General features: G+C 55.5%; 16 protein-coding genes and 1 tRNA gene. 11 read left to right on the top strand and 6 right to left on the bottom strand.

Translation table 11 applies throughout. The annotated features are described in order from the left end of the window. From E8M78_RS23680 to E8M78_RS22895, 5 genes are all read left to right on the top strand, one after another. Positions 1–428 (top strand): hypothetical protein (locus E8M78_RS23680; RefSeq protein ID WP_205910287.1); only part of this gene is annotated, 428 nt, incomplete at its 5' end. 129 nt (positions 429–557) lie between these two features. After that, positions 558–1241: a hypothetical protein gene (locus E8M78_RS22910; RefSeq protein ID WP_137137227.1), complete on the top strand. Its 684-nt coding sequence runs from the start codon at positions 558–560 to the stop codon at positions 1239–1241. Positions 1242–1552: 311 nt separating this feature from the next. Continuing rightward, the gene (locus E8M78_RS22905) at positions 1553–2386 is read left to right on the top strand and encodes a DUF5131 family protein (RefSeq protein ID WP_137137226.1); all 834 of its coding nucleotides are present in this window, start codon (positions 1553–1555) and stop codon (positions 2384–2386) included. 39 nt (positions 2387–2425) lie between these two features. Then, positions 2426–3298 (top strand): three-Cys-motif partner protein TcmP, encoded by an 873-nt coding sequence (gene tcmP, locus E8M78_RS22900; protein ID WP_137137225.1) that lies wholly within the window; start codon positions 2426–2428, stop codon positions 3296–3298. A gap of 31 nt (positions 3299–3329) precedes the next feature. Further along, positions 3330–3830: a hypothetical protein gene (locus tag E8M78_RS22895; protein WP_137137224.1), complete on the top strand. Its 501-nt coding sequence runs from the start codon at positions 3330–3332 to the stop codon at positions 3828–3830. A gap of 180 nt (positions 3831–4010) precedes the next feature. On the opposite strand, the gene E8M78_RS22890 is transcribed toward E8M78_RS22895, so the two are convergent. After that, positions 4011–4086: transfer RNA gene (locus tag E8M78_RS22890), tRNA-Ile, on the bottom strand. 255 nt (positions 4087–4341) lie between these two features. Between E8M78_RS22890 and E8M78_RS22880 the strand changes: the two genes are divergently transcribed. Continuing rightward, positions 4342–5097, top strand: a complete 756-nt coding sequence (locus E8M78_RS22880; RefSeq protein WP_137137222.1) for an SIMPL domain-containing protein — start codon at positions 4342–4344, stop codon at positions 5095–5097. 112 nt (positions 5098–5209) lie between these two features. Here E8M78_RS22880 and E8M78_RS22875 read toward each other — a convergent pair whose 3' ends face one another. Then, a complete protein-coding gene (locus E8M78_RS22875) occupies positions 5210–5413 on the bottom strand; it encodes a hypothetical protein (RefSeq protein ID WP_137137221.1) in 204 nt (67 codons plus the stop codon). Positions 5414–5771: 358 nt separating this feature from the next. Between E8M78_RS22875 and E8M78_RS22870 the strand changes: the two genes are divergently transcribed. Further along, positions 5772–6566, top strand: a complete 795-nt coding sequence (locus E8M78_RS22870) for a polysaccharide deacetylase family protein (protein WP_137137220.1) — start codon at positions 5772–5774, stop codon at positions 6564–6566. 119 nt (positions 6567–6685) lie between these two features. Here E8M78_RS22870 and E8M78_RS22865 read toward each other — a convergent pair whose 3' ends face one another. Then, positions 6686–6916: a hypothetical protein gene (locus E8M78_RS22865; RefSeq protein WP_137137219.1), complete on the bottom strand. Its 231-nt coding sequence runs from the start codon at positions 6914–6916 to the stop codon at positions 6686–6688. Between the two features lie 415 nt (positions 6917–7331). Between E8M78_RS22865 and E8M78_RS22860 the strand changes: the two genes are divergently transcribed. The 3 genes from E8M78_RS22860 to E8M78_RS22850 all read left to right on the top strand — a co-directional run bounded on the left by E8M78_RS22860 (position 7332) and on the right by E8M78_RS22850 (position 11351). Beyond that, on the top strand, positions 7332–7544 hold the full coding sequence (locus tag E8M78_RS22860) for a hypothetical protein (protein ID WP_137137218.1): 213 nt from the start codon (positions 7332–7334) through the stop codon (positions 7542–7544). A 161-nt stretch (positions 7545–7705) separates the two neighbouring features. After that, the gene (locus E8M78_RS22855; RefSeq protein WP_137137217.1) at positions 7706–10594 is read left to right on the top strand and encodes a response regulator; all 2889 of its coding nucleotides are present in this window, start codon (positions 7706–7708) and stop codon (positions 10592–10594) included. Positions 10595–10727: 133 nt separating this feature from the next. Continuing rightward, a complete protein-coding gene (locus E8M78_RS22850) occupies positions 10728–11351 on the top strand; it encodes a DUF2799 domain-containing protein (RefSeq protein WP_137137216.1) in 624 nt (207 codons plus the stop codon). Positions 11352–11396: 45 nt separating this feature from the next. On the opposite strand, the gene E8M78_RS22845 is transcribed toward E8M78_RS22850, so the two are convergent. Beyond that, positions 11397–12644, bottom strand: a complete 1248-nt coding sequence (locus E8M78_RS22845; RefSeq protein WP_137137215.1) for an AGE family epimerase/isomerase — start codon at positions 12642–12644, stop codon at positions 11397–11399. Between the two features lie 159 nt (positions 12645–12803). Here E8M78_RS22845 and metH point away from each other — a divergent pair, with 159 nt between their 5' ends. Then, on the top strand, positions 12804–16571 hold the full coding sequence (gene metH, locus E8M78_RS22840; protein WP_137137214.1) for a methionine synthase: 3768 nt from the start codon (positions 12804–12806) through the stop codon (positions 16569–16571). Between the two features lie 709 nt (positions 16572–17280). Here the strand turns inward: metH and E8M78_RS22835 are convergent. Together E8M78_RS22835 and E8M78_RS22830 are read right to left on the bottom strand one after the other, a co-directional pair. After that, on the bottom strand, positions 17281–18048 hold the full coding sequence (locus tag E8M78_RS22835; protein ID WP_137137213.1) for a hypothetical protein: 768 nt from the start codon (positions 18046–18048) through the stop codon (positions 17281–17283). A gap of 383 nt (positions 18049–18431) precedes the next feature. Further along, entirely contained in the window at positions 18432–19490 is a 1059-nt protein-coding gene (locus E8M78_RS22830; RefSeq protein WP_137137212.1) for an ABC transporter ATP-binding protein, read from the bottom strand. Positions 19491–19493 lie beyond the last annotated feature (3 nt).

Genomic DNA, 19493 nt, shown 5'->3' with positions numbered 1-19493 from the left:
AGAAGTTGGCGCATCCCACCAGCGTCGGCGGCTCTTCATTGTGGCCCACGCCGACAAAGTCCCTCTACTGCACGAAGATCGAACTGGAGCTGGTGAACAACCGGCTGAGGTTTCGGGACGATGCGGACGCGGGCGGATCTCAGTTCGGGATCGGGAAGGCGGCAAGGATCTGGACACAGATCTGGCTGCTGATCAGGGCCTGCGGAGCAACGCCGAGCCAAGCCTTCAGCTTCCCATCTTCCCACCCGCTCCATCTGAGTTTGAGCGCTGGGCCCCGATCCTCGCAAGGTACCCTGAGCTTCAACCCGAACTTTTCGGATTGGGTCATGGGGTGGCCGATTGGGTGGACCGATCCAATGCGGCCGGTAACGGGGTGGTCAGTCTGGCTGCAGCGTATGCGTGGCGAACTCTCAAAGCTGCCCATTTAAACGCAACGGAATAAAATACGCTCTTCAAATGGGGCGACCCCTTTGAAGAGCTAAAATATGCGCAGAGTTAATTGACATAATGATGGCGGGAAACCTCTATTGGTTGAAAATTGCTTAGAGGATTCTCCTATGTCGGAACGCCCTGCGACAACGTCTGCATCCGGAAAGAAATCGCTTTTACCGAAGATCTTTGCCGGAATGTCGCTCTTGCTTATAGGCATATTTGTTTATCTGGTCTTGGCCGGAAAGGACGGGCAATTCCTGATGTTGCTGGCAGCGCTGGTGGCGCTACTTGGTAGTCGAGTTGATGATATCGTTTCGCTGCAGTTCGGCGCTCAAGGAGTGAGTACAGAGCTAGAAAGGAAGATCCAAGAAGCTCAAGCGACCATAACTGAGTTGCAAGCCCTCGCTACTACGTGGGCCTCACTGTCAGCCGAGTTGATATACGGATCGGGTAGATGGGGAGGGATGTCACGCGGGACCAAGAGGGAGCTCATAGCACAGATCAGCAAAACACTAGAGACGGTCGGTGTTAATGCGGATGATGTCGTCTCGAAGGTACGCTACAAGTACGATCACTTTGACTACGCCCACGCGGTATTTGCCGCAGGCCCTTCCCATTCAGATGCCGCGTGGAATGAGGCTTTGAAAGCACACTCCGCAACGCATAAAGGAATAGGCAACGAAGCGGGGCCTGATGAATTAGAAGAGATGTTCCGATCCCATCAGCGATTAACCGATGAAGTTCGTGAGGCTCTTGAGGATTACAGATTTTACGAACGGACTAAGCAGCACCGTAGATCAGAAATTTGATTTAGCGTGATCGGAGCGATGTACCGAAGATGCAACTGTCGAGAGCGTATCGTCAACATTGAGATTGAGTGTTCGGCTCCGTTAGACTTTCTGCTTCAAGCGGCCAACCATTTAGCAGTCTATAGGGTCATTCCTGCGGACGAGCAGGAGCGGGTTTGAAGAGGTTTCAAAGAGGGTTTGAGGAGGCTTTTAGCGAAATTGAACCTATCATCAGTCGGATCGAATTTTAGGCCTGAGAAGCGATGTTAACTTTTTGTCGACCGTAAAAGTTGAAGGTACAATGTGACTGATTTGTTTCCAGGAGATGTGCAATGGCCATGAATTCAGCGATTGAGTGGACTGACCACACCTTCAACCCTTGGACTGGCTGCACCAATATCAGCCCAGGCTGCGACAACTGCTATGCAGAGGCTTGGTCCAAGAGATCTGGTCACGTTAAATGGGGTAATTCTCCCAGAAAGCGGACGACTGAAGCCTATTGGAAGGCACCGCATATCTGGCAGCAGAAAGCTGCACAGTTCGCGGCTCAGAATGGACGCCGTCAACGCGTGTTTTGCGCTTCTTTGGCTGATGTCTTTGATAACCAGGCCGATCCGGAATGGCGGGCGGATCTATTCAAAGTGATCAAGGCGACACCGGCGTTGGACTGGCAGCTTCTGACAAAGCGCCCTCAGAATATCAAGAAGATGCTCCCAGAGGACTGGGGTTCGCACGGATATCAGAACGTATGGCTAGGCTTCACGGCGGAAGATCAGACACGCTTTGATCAGCGTAAACGGTTCATCGACGAAATCCCTGCGGCTGTTTGGTTTGTTTCCTACGAACCTGCGATTGGGCCTCTTCGTATTGCCGAGAGTGATCCAAAGCCTGACTGGCTGATTAGTGGTGGTGAAAGCGGGCATGGCGCACGACCGCTTGATCCAAAATGGGTACGGGATGTCGTCGCTGATTGCAGGGCATTTGGCATCGCGCCATTCTTCAAACAGTGGGGTGCCGTGACGAACAATCCTTTGTTCAAGGAACACGGGGCATCGCGTTTGGAAGTAAAGGAACAGGACCAATTTGGGAAAGGTGGCGGACTTCTCGATGGTGAAATTATCAGAGAGTTTCCTAGGGCGAAAATTGCAACCGTAGATGCTGCATGATGTCTTGACGAATCGGCGATCATGGCTTTGCCATAGTGTATGGCAAAACAAACTGAACTATTTCCAGATTCTCCTTTTCATCTTTCCCCGCTTAAGATGCGACGGAACGCCGAGCATAAAGTTTGGACTGAAAATAAAGCCCAACTAATTGCGCGGTATCTCCGTTATTTCGTCTTCATCACAAAACATGGCGCTTATATCGATGGGTTTGCCGCCCCCAAAGAGCCTGACAAGCCGGACAGTTGGGCTGCAAGTCTAGTCGTCGACAGTGAACCTAAATTCCTTCGACAGTTCTTTTGGTGCGAATTGGATCCTGAGAGGGCAAAGTATCTGGAGGAACTCAAGGCAAGACAGCCAGAGATCCGTCCTAAACGTCATATCAGTGTTCACATCGGAGACTTTAATACAGAAGTTGAAAAGGTTCTCGCTAGCGGCTTCATAACGGACAAAACCGCTACTTTTTGCCTCCTTGACCAGTTTGCGTGTGAATGTGAATGGAAAACGCTGGTTCGCCTTGCTACCCACAAAAATAGCGGCAGCAACAAAATTGAGTTGTTCTATTTCCTTGGAGTTGGCTGGCTGAATAGAACGCTTCAAGCATTTACCCGTAATGATCACATCCCTGAAGCATGGTGGGGTCGCTCTGATTGGCGCGAATTAGCAAAGCTTGGCCCTACTAAGCTCTCAATGAGGTTCGAAGATCGCTTTCGGACGGATCTGGGTTATCGACACGTCTATTCGTATCCCATTTTCGAGAGAGAGCAGGGTGGGAGGCAGATGTTTACGATGATACACGCTTCCGATCATCAAGAAGCGCCGAAACTGATGCAGAGAGCATATCGCGGGATCATGAAGCCTCTGGAGCCGGAAGAGCAGCTTGAAATGGAACTGGGCCAACTTGATTGGAATTGAGGGCAGATCTCTCGCCAACGGAAGTGAATCTATGAGAGATCTATTTGAGGCGGCTGTTGAAAATCTGCATATCGACCGTGAGGAAGCAATTCGCTTTTTCGTGCTCTACGCGCGATTTGAATATGCTGCGAAAGAATGTGGCTATATTCATAAGGGGGAAAAGCGCAGGAAACTTGCTGTAGATCCTGAAGCCGTAGCGCAGCATATAACGCTTAGATTTGCAGAACGGCGGACCCAGGATTCCCTGTTGAACGCTGCGGTGCTGTTTTACATTGCTAATCCCCCACTAAAACAGGTCTGGGATGGTGGCAAAGTTGCGTGGGAGACTGCGCAGTACAGTGGGTCCGAGCTAGTGTGTCTACTGCTTTCTCTAGCACAGATGCGCAACAATCTCTTTCATGGGGGAAAGGGATGGCAGAGCGGCACAGATCCAGCCCGCGAAAGGCGCTTACTTGGCGATGGCCTCCGTATCCTTGAGGCTATAATTTCGAGTGATGATGAACTGTGTACTGCATTTAACACATACGCCTGAAGCGCTGAGTCGTCTTCTGGTCTAAGCCTTCGAAGGCTACGTCCCAACTGATCCGGCATCTTTTTAAGAATTCGGTTTTTCCGGAACCTGCCGTCAAAATTCCGGAACTTGGCGTCAAGCTACACCGTGAGAGCAATCGAGCTGACGAAAAAATCATCGAGTCTGACGAACTAGAAATAATGGTGGGCCCGGAGGGACTCGAACCCCCAACCAAGCGGTTATGAGCCGCCGGCTCTAACCATTGAGCTACAGGCCCGCGCCTTGTATCAGAAGGCACAGCGAAGAGCGCAATGGTTCGCTCCGTCGCTTGGGTTGGGCTGTAACGCAAAAACTGGTTGGCAGCAAGCGTTGCCGTAATGGCTACACAATCGAGGCGCAGCTATCATGCCTGTTCCACAGCTTTTGGGGCAAGGAGACCATCCTCTGTTGTAAGGCAGAGGCTAGGCCGCATCCATGTTCGAGCCAGGCATGACAATGTTTGTGCAGACATAATTCATAAACGGAGAAAATCATGTCCTTCCGTCTTCGTCCATCTGTTCCTGCAAAAGCAACTACCCTTGCGCTGATGGCGAGCCTTGTGCTGCCTGCCGTTTCGTTTGCGCAGGCGCCGCCTCCACCGACGCAACCAAGGGCGATCACCGTTTCGGGCGAGGGAACGGCCAGCATCGCGCCGGACATGGCAATCGTCAATCTCTCAGTGACGCGCATGGCGGAAACGGCTCAGGCAGCGCTTACCCAGAACAATGAGGCAGTGCGTTCGGTGCTCGACGCGCTGAAGGCGAACGGGGTAGCGGATCGGGATATCCAGACCGGCGATTTCTCGATTTTTCCGCGTTACAGTGACCGGCAGTCCACGCCACAAAACATCAATCAACAACCGGTCATTATTGGATATCAGGTCACGAATTCCCTGACTGTCCGTGTGCGCGAATTGCCAAAGCTCGGCGAGCTGATCGATCAATCCGTGAAACTAGGTGTCAATCAGGGCGGGCAGATCACCTTCACCAATCATGAGCCGAAAGCTGCCTATCAGAATGCGCGCCGCAAGGCCGTCGAAGATGCAATGGAAAAGGCGAAAACTTTGGCCGAGGCCGCTGGAGTGACGCTAGGGCCTGTCGTCAATATTTCCGAAACAAATCTGCAGCCGGTTGCGCCCGCTCCAATGATGCGAATGGCGATGGCGAAGGAGGCTGATTCCGTGCCTGTGGCGGGAGGCGAAACTACTTATACTGTAACCGTCGAAATGCGGTTCGATATCAGACCCTGATGAGGCGCCAAGCGATCCCGGCTGAAACCGGGATTGCTTGAAGAATGCAGTTCATCGCAGTGGAGAACGACCCAATTGCTGCGCAACGCCAGCTGGATCGTTGGGTGATAAGCTAAATTGCAAACATGATGCGGAGTTTTCGTTCATCCCTGAGGCCGCGGCGGTAGAGATCCATCATCGTCGTGGCAAGCATCTTTGCCTCAACGCCAGTCTTGGCGTAACCCTGCTTTCGCACCGCGCGGTTGAACAAACGCTGCAACATCGCTAGCTCATAGGGCATCAGGACACTCTCGGGCGCCGGATAATCGAATTTCATTGCAACAACTCCACAACATGTACCGCCTGGTACCGATGCTTGTGATTCAGCATAGTTCAATGTGCGTTGATCTTCCAAGTTCCCTGCCGTGCACATCGCAAATTTTCAACCTTATATCTGGAAATTATCAACATGGTCCAAAATGAAACATGTTGCGATAGATTAGTCCGAGATGATGTGTCTATCAAAGCAAGGATTGTCCAATTGGTCTTCCTGTCCTTGATTTTGGTATACGAAGACTTCTCGATTTATCATATTTGTTCCGAAGTGATACATAGAAAATTGGGATGACAACCAAATTTCGCCACTGTCTTATGGCGGACGATCTTGCCCAAATGGAACTGGTTGGAAATCGGATATGCGCAAGTTTGCTCTGCTTGGTTTGATGTGTCTTGCTGCGCCCGCTTTCGCTGCCGGGGAGCCACAGGTTACTGTCAATCTGCCCGCGGCCAAGGTAGCACCACATTCCGCAACAACTCGTGCGTTGCTGGAACCGAAGCTAAAGCTCGGCGGTGCGCAGTCCGGCACCGCACCTCGGGTGGCATTGACGTTTGACGCGTGCATGGGACAGGCCGACAGCCGCATTCTCTCCACGCTCGTCGACGAACGCATTCCGGCTACGCTATTTGTCACGGCGCGGTGGCTTCGCAGCAATCCAGAAGCCATTGCGATCCTGCGCGCGCATCCCGACCTGTTCGATGTTGAGAACCACGGGGAAAATCATATTCCGGCGGTAGACGTGCCGGTTAAGATCTACGGCATTCCCGCTGCCGGCAGCAGCGCCGCTGTGGAACGCGAGGTGGCCGCTGGTGCCGCAGCGGTAAAAGCTGCGGGATTTTCACCGCCACGCTGGTTTCGCGGCGCGACTGCCAAATATGACGAGAGCGCGATCCGGCAGATCCGACGGATGGGATACAAGATTGCTGGCTACTCCCTGAACGGCGATGGCGGCTCCCTGCTTGGAGCGGTAATGACGGAGCGCAAAATCGCCGGCGCAAAGGATGGCGATGTCGTGATCGCCCATATCAATCAGCCGACGCATGAGGCCGGGGCAGGGGTGGTTCGGGGGCTTATGGCGCTAAAGCGAAAGGGAGTAGTCTTCGTGAGATTATCCGAGGTTGACGGCGAGGGCGATGCCGGGACAACCCGGTAAGATCGATCCTGTCATTGCTACGTCCGGTTTACAGTGTCGCACGCGACAGCTCGCGCCAGTAAGGCGGAGTGTATCAAACCGGGAATTTTGCGCTTCAACGATGGGCCCCAAGTGCTGCGTCAAGCTTTTGGTCGCGGCGATTTCGCGTTGTGTGCGAGGCTTTCATCAAGCCGGGCGTAGAACTCATCGGCGCGCGTCTTGTGCATCTGGAGCTGCAGTCGGCTGATTTCACTTTCTGCGACCTGCCGCATCAGATCCTGAAGCGAATCTTCCGCCACGCCATCTGCACGCATGACCATCAGGATCAAAGGATCCGCCGCCAGTTCTTTCAGGGTCAGTTCGTGTTCCATGTCTGCGTCCTCCTTTAGTCGAATCGACGATGAAGCACGATTGCGACAAAAATGAATCAGAGGTCTGCAATTCAACACTTGCCTGTATTTTAAACTGTTCACAGCCACCTCCAGTGGCGCTTGTCTACAGGTCAGGTGAATTTCGCCGGTAAAGCAATTTGATTCCAGAGCCTTCACGAGACTTTTACTCTCGGCAACTATTGTGGACATCCTGTGGAGGACTTGTGCCGGGCGATTGAGGGTTGCCAAAATGTTCACAGATGTTCCGTCATCGTTGCCGAACGTAGTTTTGCGAATTCGGCGCGGTCGATTTTGGGGCAGGAATGGTGCAGGTCCGGTGACGACTGGTGGCCAATCCGGTTGGAACTGAAGTGCGCATTGGCCGTTTTCGAGAGGAAGAAGACGGGAGGGCGACATGATGAAGAAGTTCCTGCAGGTTTTGATGAGGCAGGCGGACGCGCTGGAGTTGGAGGATCACCAGACTGCAACGGGAACCTACGCAGACGGATTGTTTCCCCTGACACGGGAAGAGGCACCAGAGACGCGGGCCGATAGAATGCGTCACTCTTATCAGCGAGACACATCTGCTGCATCGCACCTGGCAGATAATTCTCCGATCTTCAGCTAATCTGGAGCTGCCGTCGCGGTGGTTGGTGGATTGGCTGCGCGGACCATGCTTAAGCCCGAGTACTGTGACCCACTCTCCACCATCTATATCAATATTCTTGTATAATTGCCTGAGCGCTCTATAAACTGAGAAATCAGAATTGCGGGGCGCAGGGGTATTACATGTTTCGACGGGCCGGGCTGTCCGGAGAGGATATCGAAGAGCTCTTCAATCACTCTCCCAACCCCTATGTCATCGTCGATCCCGATATTGTCATCGTCGGCATGAACGATTCTTACCTGACGACGACCATGCAATCACGGGAGAAGTTGCTTGGTCGGAACATGTTCGACGCGTTTCCCAGCGACCCCGAGAGCGCCAGCGGACGAATGCTTCGGCAATCCTTCGCCAAAGTGCTGAAAACACGCCAGGTTGATCATCTTCCGCTTATTCCCTATCCGATCGCGGGACCCGATGGCTCGATGGTTGAGCTGTTCTGGAGCGCGACGCACACCCCAATTCTCGGTGAAGACGGAAGCGTCCGGTTTATTCTTCAGCATACGGTCGACGTGACCGAACTACATTTGTTGCGCCAATCGACGACCGGTTTTGACGTGCAAACGGGCGTGATGCGCCGTGCCGATGCCGTGTCCGGTGAGAACCTGGCGCTGGGCAGGGAACGCGAATATCTGCGAAGCCTGTTCGAGCAGGCGCCGGGCTTCATGGCCGTTCTGCGAGGCCCGCAACATATCTTCGAAATAGCCAATGCAGCCTACACGACACTGGTGGGGCGTGATGATCTGATCGGCAAGAGTGTTCGGGACGCTCTGCCGGATATCGATGGTCAGGGGTTTTACGAGCTTCTGGATCAGGTTTACTCGACGGGGCAGGGATACAGTGCCTCTGGCGCGCGCGTTCTGCTGCAGCGCAGTGCCGAATCTTCTGCCGACGAGATTTTCCTCGATTTTATCTACGAGCCGCTACGGGACGATTCGGGGGCTGTCACCGGCATCTTCGTGCAAGGGCACGAGGTCACCGAAGTACGCCGCGCACAAGATGCCGCGAGAGAAAGTGAAGAGCGTTTTCGCACGCTGGCTGAAGCCGTGCCGAACCATGTCTGGACAGCCATACCGGCGGGTATACTCGACTGGTGCAATTTGCAGATGGCGCATTATATCGGGATAGAGTCTACCGATCCTCCGCCATCGGACCTGCTGGCAGGGGCCTTGCATGCGGAGGATTTGCAGCGGGTCAGCGATGGCTGGTCTGCGTCAGTTGCCAGCGGCGAGCAGTTCCAGGCTGAAGTCCGTCTTCGGTGCCATGAAGGGAACTACCGTTGGTTCCTCTCCCGCGCTGTCGCTATTCGCAATGCCGATGGCGTCATCGTGCGCTGGGTTGGCACGAGCACAGATATCGAAGATCAGAAAAAGACGGAGACGCGCCTTGAAACACTTGCGTCGGCCTTGGAAGGTCGTGTTGAGGAACGCACCGCCGAACTGCTGAAGACGCAGGAGGTTCTGCGTCAAAGCCAGAAGATGGAGGCGATCGGGAACCTGGCGGGCGGGATCGCGCACGATTTCAACAACCTGCTTCAGGTGATCACCGGCAATCTGCAGCTTCTGGGCCGTGAGCTCCCCGAAAGCGACCAGACGGAACGTCGGCTCAACAATGCTCTCGCGGCCGCCTCGCGCGGCGCAAGGCTCGCATCGCAGCTTCTCTCCTTCGGTCGTCGGCAGCCGCTTGCACCGAAGGTCGTTAATCTCGGACGGCTTGTGCGGGAAATGGACCACCTCGTGCGCCGCAGTCTGGGCGAGGCGATCGAGATCGACACGATTGTCAGCGGCGGTTTGTGGAATACGCTGGTCGATCCATCCAATGTCGAAAACGCGCTGCTCAATCTGGCCATCAATGCGCGTGATGCCATGGACGGACGCGGTCGGCTGACCATTGAACTCGGCAATGCCTATCTGGATGATCGCTACGCTCAGAACGCGTTCGATGTCGAGGCGGGGCAGTATGTCATGCTGGCTGTCAGCGACACGGGCTGCGGCATGCCGCCTGATGTGCTAGCACGCGCATTCGACCCGTTCTTTACCACCAAGCCTGAAGGCAAGGGCACGGGGCTTGGCCTTTCCATGGTCTACGGCTTTGTGAAACAGTCCGGCGGGCATATCAACATCTATAGCGAGGAAGGCAGCGGAACGACGGTGCGCATCTATCTGCCACGTTCCATGCAGGCAGAGGATATGCTTGTCGAAGAGACGGCAGGTGACATTGCAGGCGGCAGCGAGACGGTCCTGGTTGTCGAGGACGATGACGCGGTGAGGGACATTACCGTTTCGATGCTTGCTGACCTGGGGTATACTGTGCTGAAGGCGCGTGATGCAGACAGCGGACTTGCTATCATCGAAAGCGGAGTTTCAATCGATCTCCTGTTCACCGATGTGGTCATGCCAGGCCGTCTGAAAAGCAGCGAGCTTGCGCGGAAGGCAAAGGAGCGCCGTCTGGACATCGAGGTTCTGTTTACCTCGGGCTACACAGAAAATTCGATTGTCCATGGGGGACGGCTTGATCCCGGCGTCAACCTGCTCAGCAAGCCCTATGGACGCGAGACACTGGCCCGCAAGATCCGGATGCTGCTGGACAAGGCCAAGGAACGTCAGGCAGGCGCCGAGGGCCCCAAATTGCCTCAGCAAACACCCGCTGGTACATCATCCATCCGCGTACTGCTTTGTGAAGACGAAGCGCTGATCCGCATTTCCACGGCGGACTATTTGCAGGATTTCGGCATGGTCGTCGTCGAGGCTGGGAACGGCAAGGAAGCAATGGAAGCCATTGATGGTGCCGCGATCGACATTCTGGTCACCGACGTGCATCTGCCGGACATAAATGGGTTGCAACTTATTCGTAAACTGAGGGAAGGGCATCCAAACTTGCCCGTCATCTTTGCAACAGGAGATCTGCATGTGCCCGGCTCAGAAGGTCTGGACCAGGCGAGCCTGATCACCAAGCCCTATGATTACGATTTCCTGGCTGCACGCATTCGGGATATGGTCGGGCGCAACCGATAGATCGTCCATCGCCACTTTCCTCGATGGTGGAAAATCAACGAAGGCTCATAATCGGCAGGCTCACAGGCTAGCGCATTAACGATTTATTTGCTTATTCTTCCTCTACAACATTACACCTTGGGGGTGGAGGGGAATGCGTAAACTGCTGGTGCTCAGCGCTTTGGGGGCAATGTGCCTTTTGCCGTCATGTTATTCCTTGTCGAAGGAAGAATGCGTCGCGGCCAATTGGAAAGTCATTGGCGATACGGATGGTGCCGCTGGCTATAATCCGCAAAGCCGCTTTGCGGACCACGTCAAATCATGCGAACGCGTCAAGGTCGTTCCAGACCAGACGACCTGGTATCAGGGCTTCCAGGAAGGGATCAAGCGCTACTGCACGCCGCTGAGCGGTGCTCAGCGTGGAGAAGCAGGTGATGGCTACAACAATGTTTGCCCCCCTGATCTGGAGCAGGGTTTTATGCGCGGCTACACGTTGGGCAAGCGGGTTCACGAAGTCCGTGAGCGCATGAATTCCATACGGTCCAGCATCAGTTCGCGCGAGCAGGATACCGACCAGCGCTACCGCGAACTCAAGAATGCGAAGGATCAGGATCGTCGTGCAATTCAGATGCGCATCGACGATAACGATTTCGAAATCCGCCGTCTGCGTCGCGAGGCGGATGATCTGAGCTACGACCTTTCCAACGCCGAGCGGGATCTTGCTGCTTTCCGCATGAACCCGCAAGGCGACATGCGGCCGCCCGTCCGGCGCTACTGATCCTGAACGGAGCCTCCGCTGGGAAATAGCGGAGGCTTTTCTATTTCAAAGAGCGGCTCCGTTCTCGGCAATAACCTTCGTCAGGCTGCCTGTCGCCGGGAACAGCGGAATAAGGCAAGCCTGGAATGCGTGATAGATATCGCCCTTGCCGGGGAACAGCGTATTGGAGGGCTTGAGGTCTTCCGTCGTCTCTTCGAACCAGCCGCCGTTTTCACGATCGAGAAAATGCGCGGCGATCGTTGACCAGATTTTGCGATAGCTTTCCTCGTGGAAGCGGTTCGGCACATGATGGTTGAGAAAGTGCGCGGCGCCCGCCGCTTCGCACATGGGCCACCAGAGCTTGGACCGCTTGTCTGGATTATCCTGCCAGTCCAGCGTGTAGAAGAAGCCGCCTTTTTCATTGTCCCAACCCAGTGTCATGGACCGTTCAAACAAGGCTTCAGCCGCCTGCGGCATCCAGCTTTGCGCCTTGCCGCCCAGCGCGTAGAGCTGCAGCAGCAACCGCGCCCATTCCAGCCAGTGGCCGGGCGTGGTGCCGGCTGGGCGGAACATTTCGTTGGGGTGATAGTAATTGCGGTCGACAACCCAGTCTTCCGAGAAATGTTCCGCGACGCGAAAGCCTTCTTCACGTGCGCGGCGGTTGATCAGAAGATCTGCTATGCGCTCTGCCTGCTGGAGGTAGTGCCGCTCGCCGGTTGCTTCGAACGCCGCCATCAGGCTTTCCGTAAGATGCATGTTGGAGTTCTGGCCGCGATATCCCGGAACCGCCTGCCAGTCCTCGGAAAACTCCTCAGCGATGGCGCCATGACGTTCTTCCCAGAACTTTGTTTCGAGAACCTCGGTAATGTCCGTCAGCATTTTATCAGCCAGCGGATGGCCTATCGCTTTCGCCGAAGAAGCGGCTAAGAGAACAAAGGCGTGGCCGTAGCCCTGCTTGGAGGCATCTGCTGCGCCTTCATCATTAGCCTGCCAGAAATAACCGCCATATCTCTGATCGCGATGCTTTTCCCAGAGATAGCGCATGCCGTGATCCACCACGTCTGCAGCGCCTGGTCGCCCCAAAAGATCGCCAATGGCAAAGCAATGCACCATGCGGGCGCTCGCATGAATGCCACGTACCGGATTGTTGGTGTTAAGAGGCGCTCCGCTGCGATCCAGATCAAAGAAGCCGCCCTTCGGATTTATGGCCCGATATTGGAAGAAATCCATCAATCCTTCCGCCTGCGACAGCAGCCATTGACGATGATAGGGACGATCAGCCCAGTTCAGTGGGTTCTGGCCGGTGGCGCTCATGAACGGTCTCCAGGGATTTGGAACTTTGAATAGAAGATGCGTATATCTTGTTCATTCGATACTGTCATGCCGTTGCAGGGATATCAGGCAGTTAGATTGACATAAAGATATCTTTATGTGATCAAGCGCAGTGCGAAGATGTAGTTTGAGGAGATGCCCGTGTTTGATCAGCTGTTTGGTCCGGAAGGCGCGGCGCGCGATGGCAAGGAGATTTTCGAGGCGCTGGCGAAGGCTGCGCGCGAACGCATCCTCATTCTCGACGGGGCCATGGGAACGCAGATCCAGGGACTGGGTTTTGACGAGGACCATTTTCGCGGCGATCGCTTTATCGGGTGTGCCTGTCACCAGCAGGGCAATAACGACCTTCTGATCCTCACCCAGCCACAAGCCATTGAGGATATTCACTACCGCTACGCCAAGGCTGGCGCGGACATCATCGAGACAAATACATTTTCCTCGACCCGCATCGCTCAGGCCGATTACCAGATGGAAGGCGCGGTTTACGACTTGAACAAGGAAGGCGCGCAGGTCGTTCGCCGCGCCATTGAACGTGCCATGCGCGAAGACGGCAAGCGCCGCTTCGTGGCTGGTGCCATTGGACCAACGAACCGCACTGCCTCCATCTCGCCGGATGTCAACAATCCGGGCTACCGTGCCGTAACCTTCGATGATCTGCGAGTGGCCTATGCCGAGCAGATCGATGGCCTTATTGACGGCGGTGCCGATATCATTCTGATTGAGACCATCTTCGATACGCTGAACGCCAAGGCGGCGATTTTCGCTTGCGAAGAGCGCTTCATCGCCAAGGGTATACGCCTGCCAGTGATGATTTCCGGCACGATTACCGACCTTTCGGGGCGTACGCTGTCCGGCCAGACGCCGACGGCGTTCTGGAATTCCGTCAGCCATGCGCGTCCGTTCACCGTCGGTTTCAACTGTGCGCTTGGTGCAGATGCCATGCGTCCGCATTTGCAAGAGGTATCCGTTGTCGCGGACACCTTCATCTGCGCCTATCCGAATGCTGGTCTGCCCAACGAGTTTGGCCAGTACGACCAGTCGCCGGAGGCCATGGCGAAGCAGGTTCGCGAATTCGCCAAGGAAGGCCTCGTCAACGTGGTTGGCGGTTGCTGCGGTTCCACACCGGAGCACATCCGGGCGATTGCCGAAGCGGTCAGCGAATTCAAGCCGCGCCAGGTGCCGGAGCACCGACCGTTCATGTCGCTGTCCGGCCTTGAGCCTTTCACGCTGACCAAGGACATTCCCTTCGTTAACGTGGGCGAGCGCACGAACGTGACCGGCTCGGCGAAGTTCCGCAAACTGATCACCAATGCGGATTACACGGCTGCTCTGGCCGTCGCGCGCGATCAGGTGGAAAACGGTGCGCAGATCATCGACATCAACATGGACGAAGGCTTGATCGATTCCGGCCGCGCCATGGTGGAGTTCCTGAACCTCATTGCCGCCGAGCCGGATATTGCCCGCGTGCCGGTGATGATCGATTCATCCAAGTTCGAAATCATCGAGGGTGGCCTGAAGTGCGTTCAGGGCAAGGCAATCGTCAACTCCATCTCGCTCAAGGAAGGCGAAGAGAACTTCGTTCGGCAGGCAAAGCTCATTCGCGCCTTCGGTGCTGCGGTTGTGGTGATGGCCTTTGACGAGACAGGGCAGGCGGATACCTACGATCGCAAGGTGGAGATTTGCCGCCGCGCCTATAAGATCCTGACGGAAGAGGTTGGCTTCCCGCCGGAAGATATCATTTTCGATCCGAACGTTTTTGCTGTCGCGACCGGGATCGAAGAGCACAATAATTACGGTGTCGATTTCATTGAAGCGACGCGCACGATCCGCAAGGAAATGCCCTTGGTGCATATTTCAGGCGGGGTATCCAACCTGTCCTTCTCCTTCCGCGGCAATGAGCCGGTGCGCGAAGCCATGCATGCGGTGTTCCTGTATCACGCCATTCAGGCGGGCATGGACATGGGCATCGTCAATGCGGGCCAGCTTGCGATCTATGAAAACATTGATCCCGAACTGCGCGAAGCCTGCGAAGACGTGGTGCTGAACCGCCGCCCGGATTCCACCGAGCGCCTGCTGGAAATTGCCGAGCGCTTCCGTGGCACCGGAGCGAAGGAGGCGAAGACTCAGGATCTTGCTTGGCGCGAATGGCCGGTTGCTAAGCGTCTTGAGCATGCCTTGGTCAACGGGATTACCGAGTATATCGAAGCGGATACAGAAGAGGCTCGCCTGCAGGCAGAGCGTCCGCTGCATGTCATCGAAGGCCCGCTGATGGCGGGCATGAACGTGGTGGGCGATCTGTTCGGTGCGGGCAAGATGTTCCTGCCGCAGGTGGTGAAATCCGCCCGTGTTATGAAGCAGGCGGTTGCCGTGCTTCTGCCGTATATGGAAGAAGAGAAACGCCAGAATGGTGGTGACCAGCGTCAGGCGGCCGGCAAGGTGCTGATGGCGACCGTCAAAGGTGATGTTCACGACATCGGCAAGAACATCGTCGGCGTCGTACTTGCCTGCAACAATTACGAGATCATCGATCTTGGCGTCATGGTGCCTGCGACGAAGATTCTGGAAGTTGCGCGTGAGGAGAAGGTGGATATCATCGGCCTCTCCGGCCTCATCACGCCTTCGCTCGACGAGATGGTGCATGTCGCTTCCGAGATGCAGAAGCAGGGCTTTGACATTCCGCTTCTGATTGGTGGCGCAACGACCAGCCGCGTGCACACGGCGGTTAAAATCCATCCCAATTATCAGGCAGGGCAGGCGGTCTATGTCACTGATGCCAGCCGCGCTGTCGGCGTCGTCTCCAATCTGTTGGCAGAAGGCGGGCGCGAGGACTATGTCGACAACATTCGCGCCGAATATGCCAAGGTGGCCGCGGCCCATGCGCGTGCCGAAGCCGAAAAGACGCGGTTGCCGATTGCGCGCGCGCGCGCCAATGCGCAGCAGGTGGATTGGGCGGCCTATCAGCCCGTCAAACCTGGCTTCCTTGGCACGAAGGTGTTCGATGATTATTCGCTGGAAGATCTTGTGCCTTATATCGACTGGACACCTTTCTTCCAGACTTGGGAGCTGAAGGGGCGCTTTCCGGCAATCCTGGAAGATGAAAAGCAGGGCGAGGCGGCGCGGCAACTCTATGCGGATGCCCAAGCCATGCTCCAGAAGATCGTGGATGAGAAGTGGTTCCGTCCGCGTGCTGTCATCGGCTTCTGGCCGGCCAATGCCGTGGGCGATGATATCCGGCTGTTCAAGGACGATGCGCGCAGCGAGGAACTTGCCACGTTCTATACGCTTCGCCAGCAGCTTTCCAAACGCGATGGCCGTCCGAACGTGGCTCTTTCAGACTTCGTGGCACCGGCAGAGAGCGGCAAGGCGGATTACGTTGGCGGCTTTGTCGTGACCGCCGGCATCGAGGAAGTGGCGATTGCGGAGCGCTTCGAGCGCGCCAATGACGATTATTCCTCCATCATGGTCAAGGCTCTGGCCGATCGCTTTGCAGAGGCCTTTGCCGAGCGCATGCATGAGCAGGTGCGTCGTGAATACTGGGGTTATGCCAAGGACGAGCACTTCTCCAACGAGGAACTTGTGGCTGAAGCCTATGCGGGCATTCGTCCGGCTCCCGGCTATCCGGCGCAGCCAGACCACACGGAGAAGCGGACCCTGTTCGCTCTTCTCGATGCGGAGAAGACGACAGGCGTGACACTCACGGAAAGCTATGCCATGTGGCCCGGGTCTTCGGTCTCAGGCCTGTATATCGGCCATCCGGATAGCTACTACTTTGGTGTGGCGAAGGTCGAGCGTGATCAGGTGGAGGACTATGCTCGCCGGAAGGGCATGGAGATTTCGGAGGTCGAGCGTTGGCTGGGGCCGGTGCTGAATTATGTACCAGGCAATACCGAAACCGAGGCGGCTGCCTAAAGCGGGTCGCCATCTTTCAGATCCGCACCTGACGCATTAAGTCTTTGTTTTATTGCATGTAGTCGCCGCAAAACCGCTACACACTTTTGCGCGACATGCTATAGAAAAATGCTTGGAGCAGAAGCAAAGGGATTCCTGACCCGTCCCAAGGCGCATCAGAGATGCGCAAGATGAGCGTTTGCGAAAAAAGACAGGCTTACCTGAAATGCTCCATTTGACTGTCTGGGTTGCATCGTGTTGGCAGTCTGGACGCAAAATGAGCGATGCACTCTAAAGTGCGCCGCGCTTTAGAGTGGGCTTAGTTGTCGATGACCGATCGTGCCGCCGGTTCCATGTGCATTCGGCCGCAGAAAGCGTATCCAAATTCGTCTGAAGATAGCGTATCCAGATTGATATCGACGTTTCAACGAGGACGTTCGTACCAGGAGTTGGATATGGTTCCAAACCCTGCCATCAAGTCCATCCTTTGCGCTTCGAATGACGCGGCTGCGGACCTTGTCCTTTGGCGACAGTTCTCGTGCGCAGTTAAGCACTGGCCGATCTGAAATATCTGATTCTGACATTGTTAAGTGAAGCCAGATAATGTCGGCTCTCAATGTTCGAGCGCATCTGACGATACGCTCGAACACTATCATTCTATCTGTCCGGGCCTGATCCCAGCATGAGGCGATCCCGGTTGTGCGTGCGCTGCCATAAGGCAGAGTGCGGGCTATTCGCCCTCGTCACCACCGCCCATACCGGCATCCGTTGCTATTGCCTTTGAGTTAGGACCAGTAGCTGCTGGAGGAGATGGGAAGTTCATTGGTGCGGGCGCGTACATAATGAAGTTGCCTTTGTACCAGATCTCTTTTCCGTTTGGCCCATCTATGATTACCGCGCCTTCTTGGCCGGGAATGGGAGTGCCGCCTGCCGGATTGCCCCACTGATCTTTTCCTTGTCCGGCTCCGCTTGAACCGCCACTGCCGCTTGAACCGCCACTGCCGCCGGAGCCGCCACTGCCGCCCATACCAGTACCGGACCCGCCACCAAATTGAGGGGTTCCCTCAGCTAGCTTGTAATAGGCACCAAAACCGCTTCCGGTACCACTACCACCTCCAGCACCACTGCCGCTTGAACCGCCACTGCCGCCACTGCCGCCACTGCCGCCACTGCCGCTTGAACCGCCACTGCCGCCACTGCCGCCACTACCTGTACCACCGCCGGTGCCGCCACCGCCGCCGGTGCCCCTGCCGCCGCCAGTACCGGACCCGGATCCAGACCCCCCATTCCCACCATACGGAGGGATCGTGATAAAGATGGTATTGCCATTGGGTGAGGGCATGGAACCGTTCGGCGGCAGGAAGCCAGGCGGAGGCGGCAGTTTACGAAAAGACGTGGTGCCCGAATCTCCCCCCGTACCTTTTCCGGTGCCTTGCGAGCCTCCGCCAAATCCAGGGGGATTTTCGAATGGATTGCCAGGTTTATCACCAACCTTCATGTCTGATCTCCCTTGGACAGTCGCGCAGCGCTAGCAATTCTGCTGTAACGGGGCATTTAATTTAAACTGAAGCAGACAATTTAAATTTATTCAAATTTTAATTATTCTCAGGAAGACTTATCGTCAAATCCCGAAATTTTACTATAAAAACAGCATTTGATAATTTATTCTATTCGCACCTGTTGCTTGACATGAGGCCTCAATGCATTGAGGAGCATGGGCCTTACGCCGCCGAAGCTCAGGACGTGGCAGATCGGCAGCACGTATTTTCCGGACGATAGCAAGCCCGCCTCGAACCTATTCAGATAGGTTTCTTCGACGAAGCCCTTGATCATCAGGAAAATTCATTGCCGCCGATGTTCAAGCGGGTCTTGCCCTCGCTTTTAATCGTCGAGCACCATCAAACCTTCGGGATTCAGCTGAAGCGCTAAAGACTGGCCTGGAAGCGGTGTTGGATTATTGGGATCGTTGAAGGCATCAAACGAGATCATATTGCCCTGGATGTCCACTTTTGTGCGGACGACGGATCCCAGGAAATGTGAGGAAACCACGTTGCCTTTAAGTGCCCCTGACGAAGTCTGCGGGGCAGGGCTTGCCGCTTCCGGGCGAAAGGCAAGAGAGATTGTGTCTCCCGCTTGCTTGCCTTCAAGTGGTTTGGGCAGCACAAGAACATGGTCCGCCACGGAAACAACGCCCGCCGATGGCTCCCGGACCTGTGCATTTACAATGTTCAAGGTGCCCACAAAATTGGCCACGAAGCGGGTGGTTGGCTTGCTGTAGATCTCGGATGGTGTGCCGATCTGATCCGCCTTCCCGGCATTCATGACCACGATCCGGTCCGAGATCGAAAGTGCCTCTTCCTGATCGTGCGTGACGAAAACGGTTGTGATACCCAGTTGGCGCTGGATCTGGCGGATTTCCTCCCGCAGGGAAACTCGGATCTTGGCGTCGAGCGCCGAGAGCGGCTCATCGAGCAGCAGAACCTGCGGCGCAGGGGCAAGGGCGCGAGCAAGCGCCACGCGTTGCTGTTGGCCGCCGGACATCTGGTAGGGATAGCGGTCAGCCAGGTGTTCCAGGTGAATGAGCTTCAGCATTTCTTCAACGCGGGCTTTGATCTCGGCCTTCGGTTTGCCAGCGACCTTGAGACCGAAGGCAACATTGTCGAACACATTCATGTTTGGAAACAGGGCATAGGCCTGAAACACCATGCCGATATTGCGCTGGTTTGGCTTCAGACTTGTCTGGTCCTTGCCGTTGATAGCGATAGAGCCGTCCGAAGGCGTTTCGAAGCCAGCGATCATCCGCAGGATGGTGGTCTTGCCGCAGCCGGAGGGGCCGAGGAACGAGATAAACTCGCCCTTGTTAATCGACATGTTGAAATCATGGACCACCTGAACCGGACCGAAGGCCTTCTTGAGATGGGAGAGTGTCAAAAAGCTCATGAA

This window comes from Rhizobium sp. FKY42, assembly GCF_005222835.1.
Lineage (GTDB): Bacteria > Pseudomonadota > Alphaproteobacteria > Rhizobiales > Rhizobiaceae > Neorhizobium.
Note: the sequence above shows the minus strand (reverse complement) of the source record. Positions and strands in the feature narration are given on the sequence as shown.